The sequence below is a fragment of the Paenibacillus ihumii genome (assembly GCF_001403875.1).
Taxonomy (GTDB): Bacteria; Bacillota; Bacilli; order Paenibacillales; family Paenibacillaceae; genus Fontibacillus; species Fontibacillus ihumii.
Genome location: NZ_LN884299.1, coordinates 559160 through 576235, shown reverse-complemented (window position 1 = coordinate 576235; position 17076 = coordinate 559160). Strand labels below are relative to the sequence as shown.

Genomic DNA, 17076 nt, shown 5'->3' with positions numbered 1-17076 from the left:
CAGAGCGAATCGTTCTTGTAGGGGCTTTTTTTGACTTAGCTAAGTAAACGAGGGGAGAGGTTGAGTGATGAGGGGCGGAAGCATGTTTAAAACGAACAGCATTGTTTTCAAATTCTTGGTACCCCTGACGATTATTCTATTCATTCTGTTCTCGGTGCTGCTCCTAAGCAATATTTACTCGCTGGAAGTGGTGCGTAATCATTTTCTCAACAATGCCCGGAATACCCTAGAGATTTATGTGGAGAACATTCATAACAACCTCAGCATTTACTCCAAAGATCTGACCGAGGTGTTTGAGAATAACATCGACATCGCTATAGATCGTTCTAACAATGGTGATGACAGCAGTTATTTTCAGGATATTCAGTTAATGAATGCTTTAAAAGCCAAGGTCTCTAACAACTATTCCAGCGATGGGGTGTTCATCAAGCTCCCTGGCAGTGCGGCAACGCTTATTCAATTTGGAAATCGCTCTGAAATAGCCGATAAGCTGATTTTGGCTGATTTCCTGGATCGTCATGAATTCAGGCCGGATTCCCAGACAGAAATAGACCAATGGACAGGTTTAATCATTCAAGATCAGCATTATTTATTCAAATTTATTACGTACAATGACATTACTTTTGGCACATTCGTGAAGGCAAGCAGTTTGTTATCGATCGCGGAGAGGGAAGGGGACGGCTTCGGCCATTATGTCTTAAGCAACCATGAAGGGATTATTCTTGCTTCGACAGACTCCGGGTTCGTTGGCGGTGAAGCAGCGCTACGGGGGCTTCGGGACAGGCATGAGGATAGCTATCTATTTATATCCGAGCCGATCAACGAGTTTGGCCAAATCATCCATATTGCAGCGAAGCAAAATATTTTTTCCGGTCTAAAGTTGATCCAATGGCTTATCATTTCGCTTGGCGTCATTTCTATTATCGTGATTCCGCTGTTGCTCCGGTGGCTGGCAAAAGACATTTTACAGCCGATTCTGGAACTAGTCCGAGCGGCTAAAGAAGTGGAAACAGGGCAGCCGGAATTCCCTCTCCCGTCGGAACGTTATTCGCTGGAGTTTATGAAACTATTTCACTCTTTTCATTCTATGGTAAACGAGATTACGACTTTGAAAATTCGTACCTATGAAGAACAAATCGAGAAGAGTCGCAATGAGCTGAAGTACCTGCAAATGCAAATTCGGCCGCATTTTTTTCTCAACGCGATCTCGACGATTTCGAGTCTCTCCTATCAGCAGAAGAATGAGGAAATCAGGGAATGGATCAGCCTGTTGTCCAAGCATCTGAGATACATGTTTAAGGGCGCGTTTACGTTCGTTCCCATTTATGAAGAGATGAGTCACGTCGAAAATTATATTCGCATGCAAGAGATTCGATACCCCGATCAGATCTTTTACATGACAGACATCGATTACAGGGCAGGAGAAATTGAAATACCGCAATTTCTGATTCAAACCTTTGTGGAGAACATCTTTAAGCATGCCATGACCTATGGGGAGATGTTGTCTATATTTATTCGGGCTGACATTGAAATGCTGAATGAGGAACCCTTCGTTAGAATCGTGGTGGAAGATAACGGAGAGGGATTTCCCGAGGCGTTACAGATTCATGAGCCTGTACAGCAAGAAGCCAGGGAAACCGACGGCCAAGTGGGAATTGCCAACATTCGCAGAACGCTTCAGTTGATCTACAAGCGAGACGATCTATTGTATCTCTCGAATGTGGAGCGGTCTGGTGCGAGAGTTGAGCTGCGAATTCCTGTTTATGCAAGGGCGGATTGATTCTTAAGGAGGGTAATTATGCATTGCTTGCTGATAGATGACGACATTCCTACGATTGAGGTGCTTCGTGACATGATCCGCTGGAATGATTTTGGCATTATGCGGGTGTCGCAGGCACACAGTGTTCAGGAGGCCAAAGCGATCTTTGCAGTGGAAGCGCCTGATCTCGTGATTTGTGATATTGAAATGCCCCGAGGTACCGGGATTGATATGATCAAATGGGTTCGGGAGCAAGGTTACGAGGGAGCCTTTATCTTTCTTACCTGTCATGAGAGTTTTGACTTCGCCTCCACCGCGATCTCGTACAACGCAGACTCGTACCTGACCAAACCACTGGATAAGCTGAAGCTGGAAGCGGCATTGCGGAAATCGGTGGAATCACTCAAACGAAAGAGAATGCTGGGCGAATACCGGAAGCTAGGACTCACCTGGTTGAAAAATAAGGCATTCGTAGAAAAAAGTTTCTGGAAGGATGTACTGAGCGGCACCATACATTCGCGACTCGATCTGATTCAGGTCGAAATTCGTAAACGGGATTTGTCTTTGTCGGTCGAGCAAGGTTATATCTTGTTTCTAGCGAGCGCTCAGCGGCATGATTTGGATCAGCATTGGGACATGAATGTCTTCATTTATGCCTTGTCGAATTTGAGTTCGGAAGTGATGTTTGATCAACCCGGCCATGAAAGGGTCATTACTTATCCAACAGACAGCCGGATTTATACGATGATTGTGTATGAAGCGAGAGAGAATAATGACCAATTGCATGTGAAAGCAGAGAGGTTGAACCGGTTGTGCAGGCAATATTTCAAGTGCCATGTTACGTGCTATATCAGCGAGGAGAGGAGTATCGAGGAGCTGGCGCAAGCAAAAGCCGAACTGGAGAATATGGACATATCCAATCTGATTTTCAGAGGGGGTATTCACTATGAAAGAGATCATTTCAATTACAATACGTCGGAACGATATACGCTGAATACGCGTCATTTTGCGGCGCTATTCGTTCAGAAGGAACAGATACAAATCGTCAATCAGTTGAAAAAAGAGCTGGAGCAGCTTACTGCTCACAACAAGCTGGATCCGGCTACGCTTCATTCGATTCGAGAGGATTTTCTTCAAGTCGTCTACTCGTTCCTTGCGGGCAACCAAATTCAAGCCCATAAACTGTTCTCCGATGATGTCGCCCAGCGATTGTACCAAAGATCCGATGGCAGTATATTCGATTTCATGAAGTGGGCGCACATGATAACAGAAATTTCGATTGAGACCACCAAGGAAACGCTGCGTTCTGAAGGGGTAGTTGAGCGGGCCAAGCGGTTTATCCATCAGAACTTTAACCTGGATATAAGCCGGGAGGATGTTGCTGCCTGTGTTTTTCTAACGCCGGATTACTTAGCTAAAGTGTTCAAGCAAGAAACAGGTTTAACGATAAAAGAATATTTGAACGAATATCGAATTGAACAGGCCAAACGGTTGTTGATTGAAAGTACGGCGAGCATCAGCGTAATCGCATCGAATACTGGATTTGACAATATTTCCTATTTTTCTACGTTGTTCAAGAAGCTTACGGGCGAAACGCCGAATGCTTATCGGGCTAATCATAAATAGTTGTTCGAAACACTTGTTTTTGAAAAAACATACCGTTTTTTTAAAAGTCATGTGGTTTTCAAAGGGATAAGATATTACTGAAATCACAGTGACAGGAGGCAAGAATACAAACATGAGAAGAAAAAAGGGGATAGTGTCTTTACTGCTAACGATTCTGATGCTTAGTTCAATCGTGGGGGGATGCGGCAATTCAGGGGACTCAAAGGCCAATTCACAAGGCGCTGGAAGCGGATCGGCCAAGGCCGATAAAATCGTTTTTGCCATGCCATCTTTTAATCGAATTCCAGATAATATCAACAGAGTTACAGAAGCCATTAATGCAATAACGATTCCAAAAATCGGAGTCGAAGTGGATTTCAAAGTATTTGGCCCTGCGGATTACGCCCAGAAAGTGAATTTAGCTCTGCAGAGTGGAGAGCAGATGGATGTATTTACAACCCTCGGCCAATTTACGAGCTATGTATCCAAAAACCAGCTATACCCGCTGGAGGATCTTCTCCCAGAGCATGGCAAAGATTTGCTGGCTATTATTGAGAAAGACTTTGGGCCGGACATGCTGAAATCGACCACCTTGGACGGCCATATTTACGGCATACCTGTCAATAAGGGGATGTCGATACCGAGCAATATCGTCTACAATGCGGACATGTTGAAGGAAGTCGGCTTCAGCGCCGATGACATTCAGTCCGTCGACGATATGCCCAAAATTTTTGATGCAATCAAGCAGAAGTATCCGGAAGTCATTCCATTTGGTCCAGTCAATGTAAATCCGAGCGATCCAGGCCTTATCTTCCTGTTAAAAGGAATGTACGAGGTTGATTTCCTATCAGACACCACCGGGATCGGGGTAGTTATCGGCGACGATTCGCAGGTATTGAACTTTTACGAAACGGAGGAGTTCAAACGTGGTGTCAGCATGATGAGAGAATGGTTCAATCAAGGCTATCTGGAGAAGGATGCGGCGACAACCTCAATCGCTTTCTCGGATATGATTGCCTCCGGGCGGGGATTCTCCTTTATGGCCTCGTACAGCGGCTTGGAAGCTGCGAAGGCATTAAGCGCGCAAACGGGCAAAAACCTAGAGATGAAGCGGATCGCCCCCTATTATTTTGAGACCGGTGCGGTAAATATGGTGAGTTGGATGGTTTCCAGTACGACCAAAGCTCCGGAAGGGGCTGTGAAGTTCCTTAACCTGCTGTATTCGGATCAAGAATTGATCAATACCGTATTGTATGGCATCGAAGGCGAGGATTACGTCAAGGCTGGCGAGCATCATGTGAAATTTCCAGAAGGCAAGGATGCTTCCACCGTGGGCTATACCGCCATGCTGAGTACGGGAATTGTAGGCTCCGAATCTTTGCAGTATCAGCTTGAAGGCGTAAATTGGTCAGATGTGGAACTGAAGCTGCGAGAGAATAAGGAAACGAAGATGTCCCCGTTCTTTGGCTTCATCTTTGATCCTAGCGATGTAAAAACACAAATGAGTGCGGTTACCAACGTAGTGAACCAGTATCTGCCTGGCCTTGTATGCGGAGTATTGGATCCTGAGACGTCCATTCCGAAGTTTGTAAAGGCGTTAAACGATGCGGGGGCTGAGGCGATTATTAAGAGCAAACAAGAACAACTGGATCAGTGGATTGCTGGACAAAGCACCCAGTAAGCGTTAATCAAGTGTTGGGCGAGGTGGGTTCGAGTCGAGTCCGCCTCGCGTTAATGGAGGAGAACATCGTATGACAACCACAACGGCGAAATCGAAAGGACCCAAAAAGACGCTTCCGCTCCTGCTTCTAGCGGCTCCCGGGCTGCTCTACTTTATTATAAACAGTTATATTCCCATGATAGGTATCTTTATTGCCTTTAAGGATATCAACTATGCCAAAGGGATATTCCGAAGTGATTGGATCGGATTCGACAATTTTAAGTTTCTGTTTCAAACGAGCGATGCCTGGATCATGACGAGAAACACGCTTCTATACAATGTCGCTTTTATCGTGCTGGGGACGATTCTATCGATCCTTATCGCGATCTTGATGTCGGAATTGCTCAGCAAAGCATTCTCTAAGATATTTCATACTAGCCTTATATTACCCAATCTTATCTCCATGGTCGTCCTTTCGTATCTTGTCTTTGCGTTTCTGAATGCGGACAGCGGGTTCATTAACAACTCGATTCTTATACCGCTTGGCCTGCCGGAGATCAATTGGTACTCGGAGCCGCAATACTGGCCTTTCCTGTTGGTTTTTATCCAGCTCTGGAAAACCGCAGGGTACGGATCTATCGTGTACATTGCGTTTATAGCAGGGATAGATAAGAGCGTCTATGAGGCTGCGAAGATCGACGGTGCAGGCAAGCTCAAGCAAATATGGACGATTACTTTGCCGCTGCTGAAGCCAACCATTGTTATTCTGACATTAATGTCGATCGGCAGGATTTTTAATTCAGACTTCGGTTTGTTTTATCAGGTTCCTTTAAATTCAGGCGCCTTGTACAGTACGACGCAAACGATTGATACTTACGTGTATCGTGCGCTGATGCAGGTTAACGATATTGGTATGTCTGCCGCCGCAGGTCTTTATCAGTCGCTAGTCGGGTTTATTCTTGTCATGGTGGCAAATGCCATTGTCAAAAAGGTTAACGCGGATAATGCGTTGTTTTAGGAGGCACATCATGATTCAAACTAGAGGTGAAAGGATTTTTTGGCTTTTTTCCATCGTTGTTATGGGATTGTGGGCTATACTGGCTTTTTTGCCCTTTATTCTGATCGTTGTCGCTTCCTTTACAGACGAGTCGGCCTTGATTCGGAACGGATACAGCTATTTTCCTGAGAAGCTGAGCTTGGACGCCTATCTTTATATGGTTTCTTCAGCATCCACTTTTGCTAGAGCTTACGGTGTGTCTTTTCTGGTTACGATTTTGGGTACGAGCATCGGACTTCTAATTTCAAGTATGCTGGCATATCCCATGTCAAGAAAGGATTTCAAATATCATAACGTATTGGCATTCATTATTTTTTTTACCATGCTGTTTAGCGGAGGCATCGTACCTTCTTATATCATGTGGACGAAGTACTTCCATATCAAAGACTCCTTGGCGGCATTGATTGTGCCCAATTTATTGACGAATGGCTTTTATGTGCTTCTCATCCGCAACTACTACAAAAACAATGTACCCAGCGAACTGATTGAAGCCGCACAAATCGACGGTGCCTCGGAACTGCGGACGTTCTTTCGGATAATGCTGCCACTGTCTGTTCCGGTCATGGCAACGGTGGGGCTGTTTATGGGATTGGCCTACTGGAACGATTGGATTAACGCCTTATACTACATTACATCACCGAAATATTATGGCATTCAAAACATGCTAATCAACCTGATGAACAACATTCAGTTTCTTAAATCCGGGCAGGCCGGAAACGTGATTGGTGCAGGTGCGGTAGAGCTTCCGAGCACGGGGATTCGCATGTCGATGGCAGTAATCGGTATATTGCCGATTGTGCTGGTGCTGCCGTTTCTGCAGAAGTATTTGACCAAAGGGGTCGTTATTGGCGCCATTAAAGGATAAGAAGCGAACATAAGACTAGCTTGTTGTAAAGGAGAATAAATGCATGAAAGTACAAGATGTTATCGATCGAATCCTGCTCGACTCCTGCGGCGGGAAACAGCTGACTGACACCTGCGATCAATTGGTATCCGGCAGCCCCGACATGCAGGTGACAGGGATTGTGACCAGCTTTATGGCGACTGTGGATGTGATTAAGGAAGCTATTTCGCTCGGAGCCAACATGATCATTACCCATGAGCCTACTTACTATACCGGGGCAGATCGTCTCGATTGGGTGGGGGAGGATCCTGTATATTTAGCTAAGAAAAAATGGATCGACGACTACGGAATTGCGATTTGGCGGTATCATGATCATATGCACATGGCGCAGCCCGACCGGATCTATGCGGGACTTCTGAAAGAAATTGGCTGGGAGAAGCATCAGGCCAATGAAGACAGCCCTTGGATATATGTTATCGAGCAGACGACTGTGGGGGAACTCGCGCAATTTTTTAAACAAAAACTGTCCATGGACACTTTGCGCATCGTAGGTAATCCCCATATGCCTTGTTCTCGGATTGGAATTTTGGTTGGTGGAGGGAGCCTGGGGCTGGGACAGGAGCATATGCCGATGCAGCTGATGAGAGAGCAGAACCTGGATGTCATGGTTTGCGGAGAAATCACGGAGTGGACGCTATGTGCATACGTCAATGACGCTGCCATGCTAGGGATGAATAAGGCGATGCTGATCGTCGGTCATGAGCGAAGCGAGGAATGGGGAATGAAGCATATGGCGGATTGGCTTCAGCCCCTCGTTAGCGATATTCGCGTAAGTTTTGTGGATGCAAAAGAGCCGTTCCGGTATTTATAAAGTAAGGTCTTGAATAAATGACACCTTCAAGCATGTATATCATGTCGTAAGATATGAAGACATCTGGAAGGTGTATTTTTTTATTAGCAGCTATTATTGAGGCGTGTTCACGATATTAGAATAAATCAATATTAAATTAGAATATGTCATTGAATCAAATCGTTCAAAGTTTTAATGTTAGAATATAATGAAAACGCTAACAATCGAGATGTCATATGGAAAGGGGGGGTGCCAAGGGAATTTGCCGAGGGATAAACGAACATCTGCATATTTTCATAGAACGACATGAAATAAGAATATATCAATAATGATCCCGGTTTTTGTCTATAGTCAGAAGATTATGTTAACTCATCGATTCACGACACTTTGATCAGCGTGCAATAGAAGAGGGGGATGCATATGAGCAGATTTTTGGCAATGTTGTTGGTCGGGATTTTAATTATGACCCTCGTGGCATGTGGAGGGAATAATACACAGACGAATGGCCAGCCGGCTGATCCGGACAAGAAGGGTCAGGAGATTTCTGGGGAAATTACGGTATTTGGATGGGGTGGCGGGGAAGAGCTTCAGAGCCGGAAGGAAGCCACCAAAATTTTCAAAAAGCTGTATCCAGGGGTGAAAGTAAATGAAATTTGGCTGCCGGCGGATAACATTGACGTGAAGCTGGATGCGGCTTTGGCCGCAGGGAATGCGGGCGACGTCATCATGATGTCTCCTGATTGGAAGGGGCTTCGCTCTAAATGGTTTGAAGATTTGAATCCTTATATCGAGCGGGATAACCTGGATCTCGAGGCTCTGCTCACGCAAGGGGTTGACGGGGGGTATGTAGATTCCGATGGAAAAAGGGAAGGAATGCCGACCACCGCCTCCGATTTTATGATTGCATACAACAAGGAAATTTTCGATAAAGCCGGTGTACCGTATCCGACAAATGAATGGACCTGGGATGAATTCGCGGAGATTTCCAAACAAGTATCTTCAGGAGAAGGGGCAAACCGGGTTTACGGCATCGTGTCACACTGGATTCTGCAGAGCTTGGCTCCGTTTGTGTACGGTGGAGCGCCGTATAACGAAGATTGGACGAAGCAGACATTAGATGACCCGAATACGATTAAAGGTTACCAATTGTTTGGCGACCTCGTTAAGGCCGGGGCGATGCCGGATGACGCCGCCGCCAAGAGCATGCCGATGGACCAGATGTTCGCGGCTGGAAAAGCAGCCATGTACCCGATGGGCTTGTTTGAAGCATCGACGATCGCAAAAAATGTCGGAAACAACTTTGAATGGGGGATCGTGATGCCTCCGAAAGACCCGTCGGGGAAAACCGTGAACATTAAATTCCAAACAGGATTCGCGATGAACAAGGCCTCCAAGAACAAAGAAGCGGCATGGGCTTATATTAAGACGGTGTCCCTGAATAAAGAAGTAGGCGATTTGTACAGCAAAGTAAACCTTCCTGCAGCCAAGGAAGCAGCCGAAAGCACCTTTGTAAACATGAAGATTGAAAATACAGAGATCTCTATGCTGGATTTTGTGACAGGACTGCAAGATGCCATTACCTTCCCTTGGGGAGGCGCGATATCCAAAGCGGGGGACCTGTATGCGCAAATGTGGCAGCAGGTGACGATTCAGGGCAAATCGGCTGAAGATGCGGCGAAGGAATATGCGCCGCAAATTCAATCCGCCTTTGATTCCATTCATCAAAACAGAAAGTAAGCGGGTATGACGGCTAGAGTTAGGGGAGGGTATTTAACTCAATATCCTCCCAAGCTTTAAAATTCAGAGTCTCCTAGGGAGGCTCCGGGGAGGCGAAATAATGAAGGCGCAAACAAACAGCATTGCAAAAAGAGAAGAAAGGCATTTTTTCTTCTTTATCTCGCCATGGCTTTTGGGCTTTTTGATTTTCACCCTGTATCCCATGATTTTTTCGGTCATATTGGTCTTTACGAATATGGATATGACAGACTCTGGAAAATTCATCGGCTTTGCCAATATCATCCGGGCTTTTGTACAGGACCCGCTGTTCTATAAATCTCTGCTGAATACGCTGTATTTCGTACTTGTTTCCGTCCCGGTCAGTCTGATATTAGCCTTCCTGATCGCACTACTGCTCAATCAAAAGATCAGAGGGGTAGGATTTTTCAGAACCAGCTTTTATATCCCGTACATCACTTCTGGCGTTGCAGTTACGTTATTGTGGGGGTGGATTTTTAACGCGCAATATGGACTTATTAATTATTCCCTTTCCCTGTTCGGAATCTCGGGACCAAGCTGGTTGAGCGACACCAAGTGGGCGATGCCTGCGATCATTATCATGGGGGTCTGGACGATCGGCAATTCGATTATCATCACCCTCGCGGGGCTGCAGGATATTCCGGAGCAATTATATGAAAGTGCTGAAATAGATGGGGCGAATGGTTTGGTGAAGGTCATGCGCATTACGCTGCCGTTGGTAACCCCCACGCTGTATTTCAACTTGATCATGGGGATTATCGGCGGGTTTCAAATCTTCATGCAGCCTTACATTCTGACAGAGGGCGGCCCGAGCTACGCCACATACACCTACATGATGCACATTTATAACCATGGGTTCAAATATAGTGAGATGGGCTATGCATCCACCTTGGCATGGTTATTGTTCATTGTCATTATGATCATAACCCAGATTGTAAACCGGACCTCCAAATACTGGGTCTATTACGACAATTAAGTTGGGAGGTATTACTGTGGACACCTACTATAAGAGTAAAAGAACCGGCGATTTAATTAGATACAGTCTGAGTTATGTGGTCTTGATCATTTGTGCGGGTATCTTCATTTTTCCGTTCCTATGGATGCTTTCCACGGCCTTTAAAATACCGTCCGAGGCTTATACCTTGCCTCCGAAGCTGTTTCCCAGGACATTCACACTGGATAACTTCATCGAGGGGTGGAAGTATGCGGACTTCACGCGTTATACATTAAATACGTTGACCGTAACCCTACTCGCCACGTTGGGAACGGTCCTCTCCGCATCCTTCGTAGCCTATGGGTTTGCCAGGTTCAAATCACGATACAACAACCTGCTGTTCACTGCCGTACTCGCCACATTAATGCTGCCCAGTCAAGTTACCCTAGTTCCTACTTATCTCTTGTTCACCAAAATGGGCTGGCTGGATACACTGAAGCCGCTGATCGTACCTTCTTTTTTTGGCGGAGGCGCGTTTAATATTTTTCTGCTGCGGCAATTCTTCAGATCGATTCCGAAGGATTTGGATGAAGCCGCATATATTGATGGCGCAAACGCCTTCCAGATCTATTATAAAATTCTGCTGCCGGCTATAAAGCCTGCCTTGATTACGGTTGCCCTCATGTCTATAACGTTTCATTGGAATGACTATATGTCGCCGTTGATTTACCTGAACAGCGATCAGAACTTCACCTTGGCGATCGGCTTGCAGTTCTTCCAGAATTCCTTTGGTTCGTCGCAAATTCAGATGCTGATGGCCGTCTCCTTAATAACGGTGATTCCCGTACTTATTCTGTTCTTCGTGGGGCAGCGGCATTTTGTTCAGGGCATTACGATGACGGGAATCAAGGGATGAGACCTCTGCTCTGCCGGTCAGACTGCGGGTATGCTTGTGAAAGTTTCTTGGCGTGTACCCGGTTAACTGTTTAAACTGCCGGCAGAAGTGCTCCACATTGTGGTACCCGCATCGATCGGCAATTTCGGCAACCGTGTGTGTACCATGGATCAGATATTCTTTAGCCAGGCGAATTCGGCTATGGATGACATCGTCCATACAGGAAATCCCGAAGCTTTTTTTGTAAATCCATTGAAGATAACCCGGGCTGATGCGAAGAATCTCCGCCATCTTCGGAACCGACCAATGCTGGCCGGGGTCGTTGTGAATGGTGGCCCGGAGCTTTAACAGGTTATAGTGCTGCGGAGTAATCTCATCCTGGAAGTAAGACTCCAAGAGTTTATTAAACAGCGTTCGAAGCAGGCAGTCGATAGACGACTCTCTATAATCATTGCTGAATGAATTTTCGCTTACGAGCAGCTGAAATAACTTGTGACAGTACTCCGGGTCATCTAAAGCGAAAGGAACACCGAAGGGGAGCGATGTTTCGGTCACATAAGGCTCGTCGGATTCGAAACGAATCCAATTGTTGATGTATTGCTGGGAACAGGCCCGGTAGTAAATTTTCTGCTTCGGCTGATAGAGCACAGCGCAGTGAGCCGGGTATTCCTTCAATTCCCCGTCCACCCAAAATTGAGCCGGAGTTTGCGTGATCACTAAAAGCCAGCAGTCATGTCCTTCGGGAATATCAAAAATAAAATGGCTATTGTGTGCCGCATCATATTCCACATAGAAAATCTTGGTCATGCTCCTCACCTCAATCAAAGGGAATATATCTATGAATACAAAGAGTATATCAATATTTCGACAGTTTATATCAAAAAATAAGGAGTGCACAACATTAATGATGACAAAACAAGGTTTGAATCCATATCTTCCATCCTGGGAATACGTTCCTGACGGGGAGCCGCATGTTTTTAACGACAGGGTTTATGTTTACGGCTCCCATGATCGCTTTAACGGACATGCTTTTTGTTTAAACGACTATGTATGCTGGTCAGCACCCGTAGCAGATTTGGCGGACTGGCGGTATGAAGGTGTGATTTACAAAAAAACAGACGATCCGCTTAATCCGGACGGCGGCATGTGTCTGTATGCACCGGATGTCACCGTGGGACCTGATGGACGGTACTATCTGTACTATGTCCTAGATAAGGTTCCCATTGTTTCGGTTGCCGTCTGTGACTCTCCAGCTGGTGAATATGAGTTCTATGGCTATGTGAGATATTCGGATGGAACACGTCTAGGAGAAAGACAGGGCGATGAGCCTCAATTTGATCCTGCCGTGCTGACAGAAGGGGAATCCACTTATCTGTATACCGGCTTTTGTGCCATCGGGGACAAATCAAGAAAAGGGGCCATGGCCACGGTGCTCGGCCGGGATATGCTCACCATCGTGGAAGAACCGGTGTTTGTTGCGCCAAGTGAACCGTACAGCAAGGGCAGCGGATTTGAAGGACATGAGTTTTTCGAGGCGCCATCCATCAGGAAGCGAGGCGATACTTATTATCTGATCTATTCTTCGGTTGTCATGCATGAGTTGTGTTATGCGACCAGCCCATTTCCGACAAAGGGCTTTACATATCAGGGAGTCATTGTAAGCAATAATGATCTTCATATTGATTCTTATAAACCGGCTGACAAACCGATGTATTACGGAGGCAATAACCATGGCGGTGCTGTGGAAATTCAGGGGCAATGGTACATTTTCTATCACAGGCATACCAATGGTACCGCATTTAGCCGCCAGGGGTGTATGGAGCCCATTTCATTCCGGGAGGACGGAACGATCCCTCAGGTGGAGATGACCTCCTGTGGCCCGAACGGAGGGCCGCTTGCAGGGCGCGGCGAATATCCTGCATATTTGGCATGCAACCTGTTTTGTAAAGACGAAGAGCTGTATACAGGAGGTTTTGGCGCTTCCGGGGCATGGATGGACAGCCGGTTTCCGAAAATAACCCAGGATGGAAAAGACGGCGATGAGGAGATGGGATATATCGCCAATATGACGGATTCGGCTACGGCCGGGTTCAAGTATTTTGACTGCCATGGAATCCGGAGGATGACCATCCAGGTGCGTGGGTATTGCCGTGGTGCCTTTGAAATCAAAACCGCATGGAACGGCCCTGTTCTCGGAACGATTCCGGTTGAATTTTCAAACGTATGGAAACCGTATTCTACAGAACTTGTCATTCCCGATGGCATCCAAGCCTTGTATTTTACATACACTGGCATGGGAAGCGCGAGCTTGGCCTCGTTCACGCTGGAATAAGGTTGAATATATTCGTGATCTCAATCCAACGGATCGGAGGGGAAGCATGACTGCGATGGAACAGAAGCATGGTTTGTGGTATAGAGAACCGGCTGCGGAATGGAACGAAGCTCTGCCCATCGGAAACGGACGGCTGGGGGCCATGATCTTCGGGGGCACGGCCGAAGAGAAGCTGCAGCTTAACGAGGATTCGGTATGGTACGGCGGTCCGCGTGACCGCAACAATGAAGATGCACTGCCTCATTTGCCCCAAATACGCGAACTGATTATGGACGGACGGCTGCGGGAGGCGGAGGATCTGGCAGCGATGACGATGACGGGGCTGCCCGAAGCGCAGCGCCACTATTTGCCGCTAGGCGATCTGCTGCTGGCGTTCGCTGATCATGAGCCGCCTGCGGAAGACTACATCCGGGAGCTGGATCTCGAGCACGGCGTATCCCGCGTCAGCTATCGGATTGGCCAGGTGCGGTACACCCGCGAGATGTTCGCCAGCTATCCGGACCAGGCGATCGTCATCCGAATTTCCGCCGACAAGGAGAAAGCCCTATCTTTCAGAGCCCGGTTCAACCGGCAGAACTGGAGGTACTTGGAGAAGTCGGAGAAATGGGGGCAAAGCGGGCTGGTTATGCGCGGGGAATGCGGGGGGAAGGGGGGCAGTTCCTTTTGCGCCGTATTGAAGGCGATCCCGGAAGGCGGCGACGCCCGCACCCTTGGCGAACATCTGGTGGTGACCGGAGCGGATGCAGTTACACTGCTGCTCGTTGCCGGTACAACCTTCCGGCATCCGGATCCAGAGCTTTACGGCAAGCGGCAGGTGACGGCGATAAGCAAGTCCACTTATAGCGAGCAATTAGCCCGCCACGTTGCCGACTACCGGGAGCTGTATGGGCGGGTTGACATCGAGCTGCCGAAAAACCCAGACAGAACCACACTCCCGACCGATGAACGGCTAGCGCTAATCCGGAAAGGAGAAGAGGATCATGGCCTGATAGCAACTTATTTTCAATTTGGCCGCTATCTGCTCATTTCCTCCAGCCGGCCCGGCTCCTTGCCTGCAAATTTGCAGGGCATATGGAACGACAGCTTTTTGCCGCCGTGGGACAGCAAATTCACGATCAATATCAATGCCCAAATGAATTATTGGCTGGCGGAAAACTGCAATCTGAACGAGTGCCATGAGCCATTATTCGAGTTGATCGAGCGGATGCGGGAGCCTGGCCGGGTAACGGCCAGGGTGATGTACGGCTGCCGGGGTTTCACGGCGCACCACAACACGGATATTTGGGCGGATACGGCCCCGCAGGATATGTATCTCCCGGCTTCCTACTGGCCGATGGGTGCGGCCTGGTTATGTCTGCACTTGTGGGAGCATTACCGGTTCAGTCAGGATCGTTATTTCTTGCATCGGGCGTATGAGACCATGAAGGAAGCTGCGCAGTTTCTTCTCGACTATTTGATCGAGGACGGGGAGGGCCGTTTGATTACTTGCCCGTCCGTCTCTCCCGAGAACAGCTATAAGCTTCCCAATGGGGAGACAGGCGTGCTGTGTGCTGGGGCTTCCATGGATTTTCAGATTATCGAGGCGCTATTTAGCGCCTGCATCCGCAGTGCGGAGATCATCGGACGGGATGAGGCGTTCCGGAAGGAACTTGCCACTGCCCTGAAGCGGCTCCCCAAGCCGCAGATCGGCAAATACGGCCAGATCCAAGAGTGGATGGAGGATTATGAGGAGATGGAGCCGGGACACCGCCATATATCCCATCTATTCGCGTTATTCCCGGGCGAAGCTTTTTGTGTAGAGCGCACCCCGGAGCTGGCCGAAGCCGCGCGGACGACACTGGAGCGCAGGCTGGCGAATGGCGGAGGCCACACCGGCTGGAGCCGGGCGTGGATAATCAATTTCTGGGCCAGGCTGCGGGAGGGGGCTAAAGCTTACGAGAATGTGAAGGAACTGCTCAGTCACTCCACGCTGCCCAACCTCTTTGACAACCATCCGCCGTTTCAAATTGACGGAAATTTCGGCGGGACGGCGGGCATTGCCGAGATGCTGCTGCAAAGCCATACCGGAATGATTCGATTGCTCCCCGCTTTGCCTGAAGGGTGGAGCGAAGGGAGGGTCAAAGGGCTGCGGGCCCGGGGCGGGTTCACCGTCGATTTCTCCTGGGCGGAGGGCCTTCTTACGGAGGTTGTCGTGAGCTGCGCGGTTGCCGCATCCTGCTGGTTGAAGGGGCCAGGGATCGGCATCATTTCATTTGATGGTGAGGCTGGCGGCTCCTATACGTTTGGCCAATCGTAGTTTCAATGTTGTCGTATAAGAACTTAAATATAAAAAAACCTTGCTCCGCGCCCAGAATACAAGGCGCGGGGCAAGGTTTACAATGGGTTACTTCACCTTTACAGTCATTTCGAGATTTTTAATATAATTTTTTACCAAATTGCCGTTTTCATCTCGTTTAAAACTGCCTGATGTTGCTCCTGGTGTTTCCATTTCAGGAATAAAAGCTTTGACCGTGATCGACTCGGTGTTTTTACTCAGGGCATCGATCACGAAATTGTGGTACCAGTGCCCATTTTTGTTGTTGTCGTTTGTTCCAAAGCTGGAAATTTGTTCGATCATGTTGCCTTCGTCATCTACGAACTCATAAATGATGCCCGAATGCTTGTCTTTGTCTAAGCCTTTCTCAATCAATTGAATACGGGAAGAATCTGAGGTTAGATTAAGCTTGCTCAAGGTGACGCTTAGGTTTCCGTGTTTTTTGGTCATATTTGGCTTCAAGGCCGTCGCTTTCTCTACGCTTTGCTGGATCGGCATTTCTAAGGTATACGGATTGTCTACACCTTCCAGCGTGATCTTGACGGTAAGCTTGAATTTATTTGAAAAAGCGAGCTGGTTGAGATGATCCCCCAGCCAGGATGGATCGACAATCTTAATTTCCGCTGTGTCTGGATTGGAGCCTTGCGCCCAACCGAGACTAGGTCTTTTATGCAGCTTTCCGTCGCCCATGTCATAAATATTTTTGCCATTCATGAAAATTTGAATGTCCTTAATGGCTCCTTTTGCCCATACATAATCCTCGGCCTGTTGATCAAAATGCCCTTTGGTTATTCCTGAAGTCAATCCTCCGCCGCTTCGATTTACGGTAATACCGATATAGTTGCCGTCATACAGCGCCTTACTTACGCTCAGCGTAATGCCGTTGTGGGTTACACTAGGATTTTGCGCCGACGCTTGTGCCGCCACGCTCGTAGGGGTAAGCAGGGGTGTACGGGATACATTCGCTGTCGCTGTTCCTAAAGCCGCTCCACCCAAAATCAAACTTGCTAAAGCGGCTGTTGTCATCACTTTATATACCTTTTTCATTTTAAACTCCTCCACATATGGTTT

Annotated in this window: 13 protein-coding genes; 11 read left to right on the top strand and 2 right to left on the bottom strand. The window is 47.6% G+C overall.

Annotated elements, in window-relative coordinates:
* Window positions 1-82: 82 nt before the first annotated feature.
* The 9 genes from BN2762_RS10385 (at window position 83) to BN2762_RS10345 (ending at window position 11380) form a co-directional block, all read left to right on the top strand.
* A complete protein-coding gene (locus tag BN2762_RS10385; protein ID WP_230202479.1) occupies window positions 83-1780 on the top strand; it encodes a sensor histidine kinase in 1698 nt (565 codons plus the stop codon).
* A gap of 18 nt (window positions 1781-1798) precedes the next feature.
* A complete protein-coding gene (locus BN2762_RS10380) occupies window positions 1799-3385 on the top strand; it encodes a helix-turn-helix domain-containing protein (protein ID WP_055106931.1) in 1587 nt (528 codons plus the stop codon).
* A 112-nt stretch (window positions 3386-3497) separates the two neighbouring features.
* Complete coding sequence (locus BN2762_RS10375) at window positions 3498-5045, top strand: ABC transporter substrate-binding protein (protein WP_055106930.1); 1548 nt, start codon at window positions 3498-3500, stop codon at window positions 5043-5045.
* 70 nt (window positions 5046-5115) lie between these two features.
* Window positions 5116-6042 (top strand): ABC transporter permease, encoded by a 927-nt coding sequence (locus tag BN2762_RS10370; RefSeq protein WP_055106929.1) that lies wholly within the window; start codon window positions 5116-5118, stop codon window positions 6040-6042.
* Window positions 6043-6052: 10 nt separating this feature from the next.
* Window positions 6053-6946, top strand: a complete 894-nt coding sequence (locus BN2762_RS10365; protein ID WP_055106928.1) for a carbohydrate ABC transporter permease — start codon at window positions 6053-6055, stop codon at window positions 6944-6946.
* A gap of 43 nt (window positions 6947-6989) precedes the next feature.
* Complete coding sequence (locus BN2762_RS10360; RefSeq protein ID WP_055106927.1) at window positions 6990-7796, top strand: Nif3-like dinuclear metal center hexameric protein; 807 nt, start codon at window positions 6990-6992, stop codon at window positions 7794-7796.
* A gap of 399 nt (window positions 7797-8195) precedes the next feature.
* Entirely contained in the window at window positions 8196-9512 is a 1317-nt protein-coding gene (locus BN2762_RS10355; RefSeq protein ID WP_055106926.1) for an ABC transporter substrate-binding protein, read from the top strand.
* Window positions 9513-9612: 100 nt separating this feature from the next.
* Window positions 9613-10506 (top strand): carbohydrate ABC transporter permease, encoded by an 894-nt coding sequence (locus BN2762_RS10350; RefSeq protein ID WP_055106925.1) that lies wholly within the window; start codon window positions 9613-9615, stop codon window positions 10504-10506.
* A gap of 16 nt (window positions 10507-10522) precedes the next feature.
* Complete coding sequence (locus tag BN2762_RS10345) at window positions 10523-11380, top strand: carbohydrate ABC transporter permease (RefSeq protein ID WP_230202478.1); 858 nt, start codon at window positions 10523-10525, stop codon at window positions 11378-11380.
* Here BN2762_RS10345 and BN2762_RS10340 read toward each other — a convergent pair.
* Window positions 11291-12166: a helix-turn-helix transcriptional regulator gene (locus tag BN2762_RS10340; RefSeq protein ID WP_055106923.1), complete on the bottom strand. Its 876-nt coding sequence runs from the start codon at window positions 12164-12166 to the stop codon at window positions 11291-11293. The genes BN2762_RS10345 and BN2762_RS10340 overlap by 90 nt on opposite strands.
* A 100-nt stretch (window positions 12167-12266) precedes the next feature.
* Here BN2762_RS10340 and BN2762_RS10335 point away from each other — a divergent pair, with 100 nt between their 5' ends.
* Together BN2762_RS10335 and BN2762_RS10330 are read left to right on the top strand one after the other, a co-directional pair.
* A complete protein-coding gene (locus tag BN2762_RS10335; RefSeq protein WP_055109907.1) occupies window positions 12267-13691 on the top strand; it encodes a family 43 glycosylhydrolase in 1425 nt (474 codons plus the stop codon).
* Window positions 13692-13737: 46 nt separating this feature from the next.
* Complete coding sequence (locus BN2762_RS10330) at window positions 13738-15987, top strand: glycoside hydrolase family 95 protein (RefSeq protein WP_055106922.1); 2250 nt, start codon at window positions 13738-13740, stop codon at window positions 15985-15987.
* Between the two features lie 87 nt (window positions 15988-16074).
* On the opposite strand, the gene BN2762_RS10325 is transcribed toward BN2762_RS10330, so the two are convergent.
* Window positions 16075-17052, bottom strand: a complete 978-nt coding sequence (locus BN2762_RS10325; protein ID WP_055106921.1) for a DUF4179 domain-containing protein — start codon at window positions 17050-17052, stop codon at window positions 16075-16077.
* Between the last annotated feature and the right edge of the window lie 24 nt (window positions 17053-17076).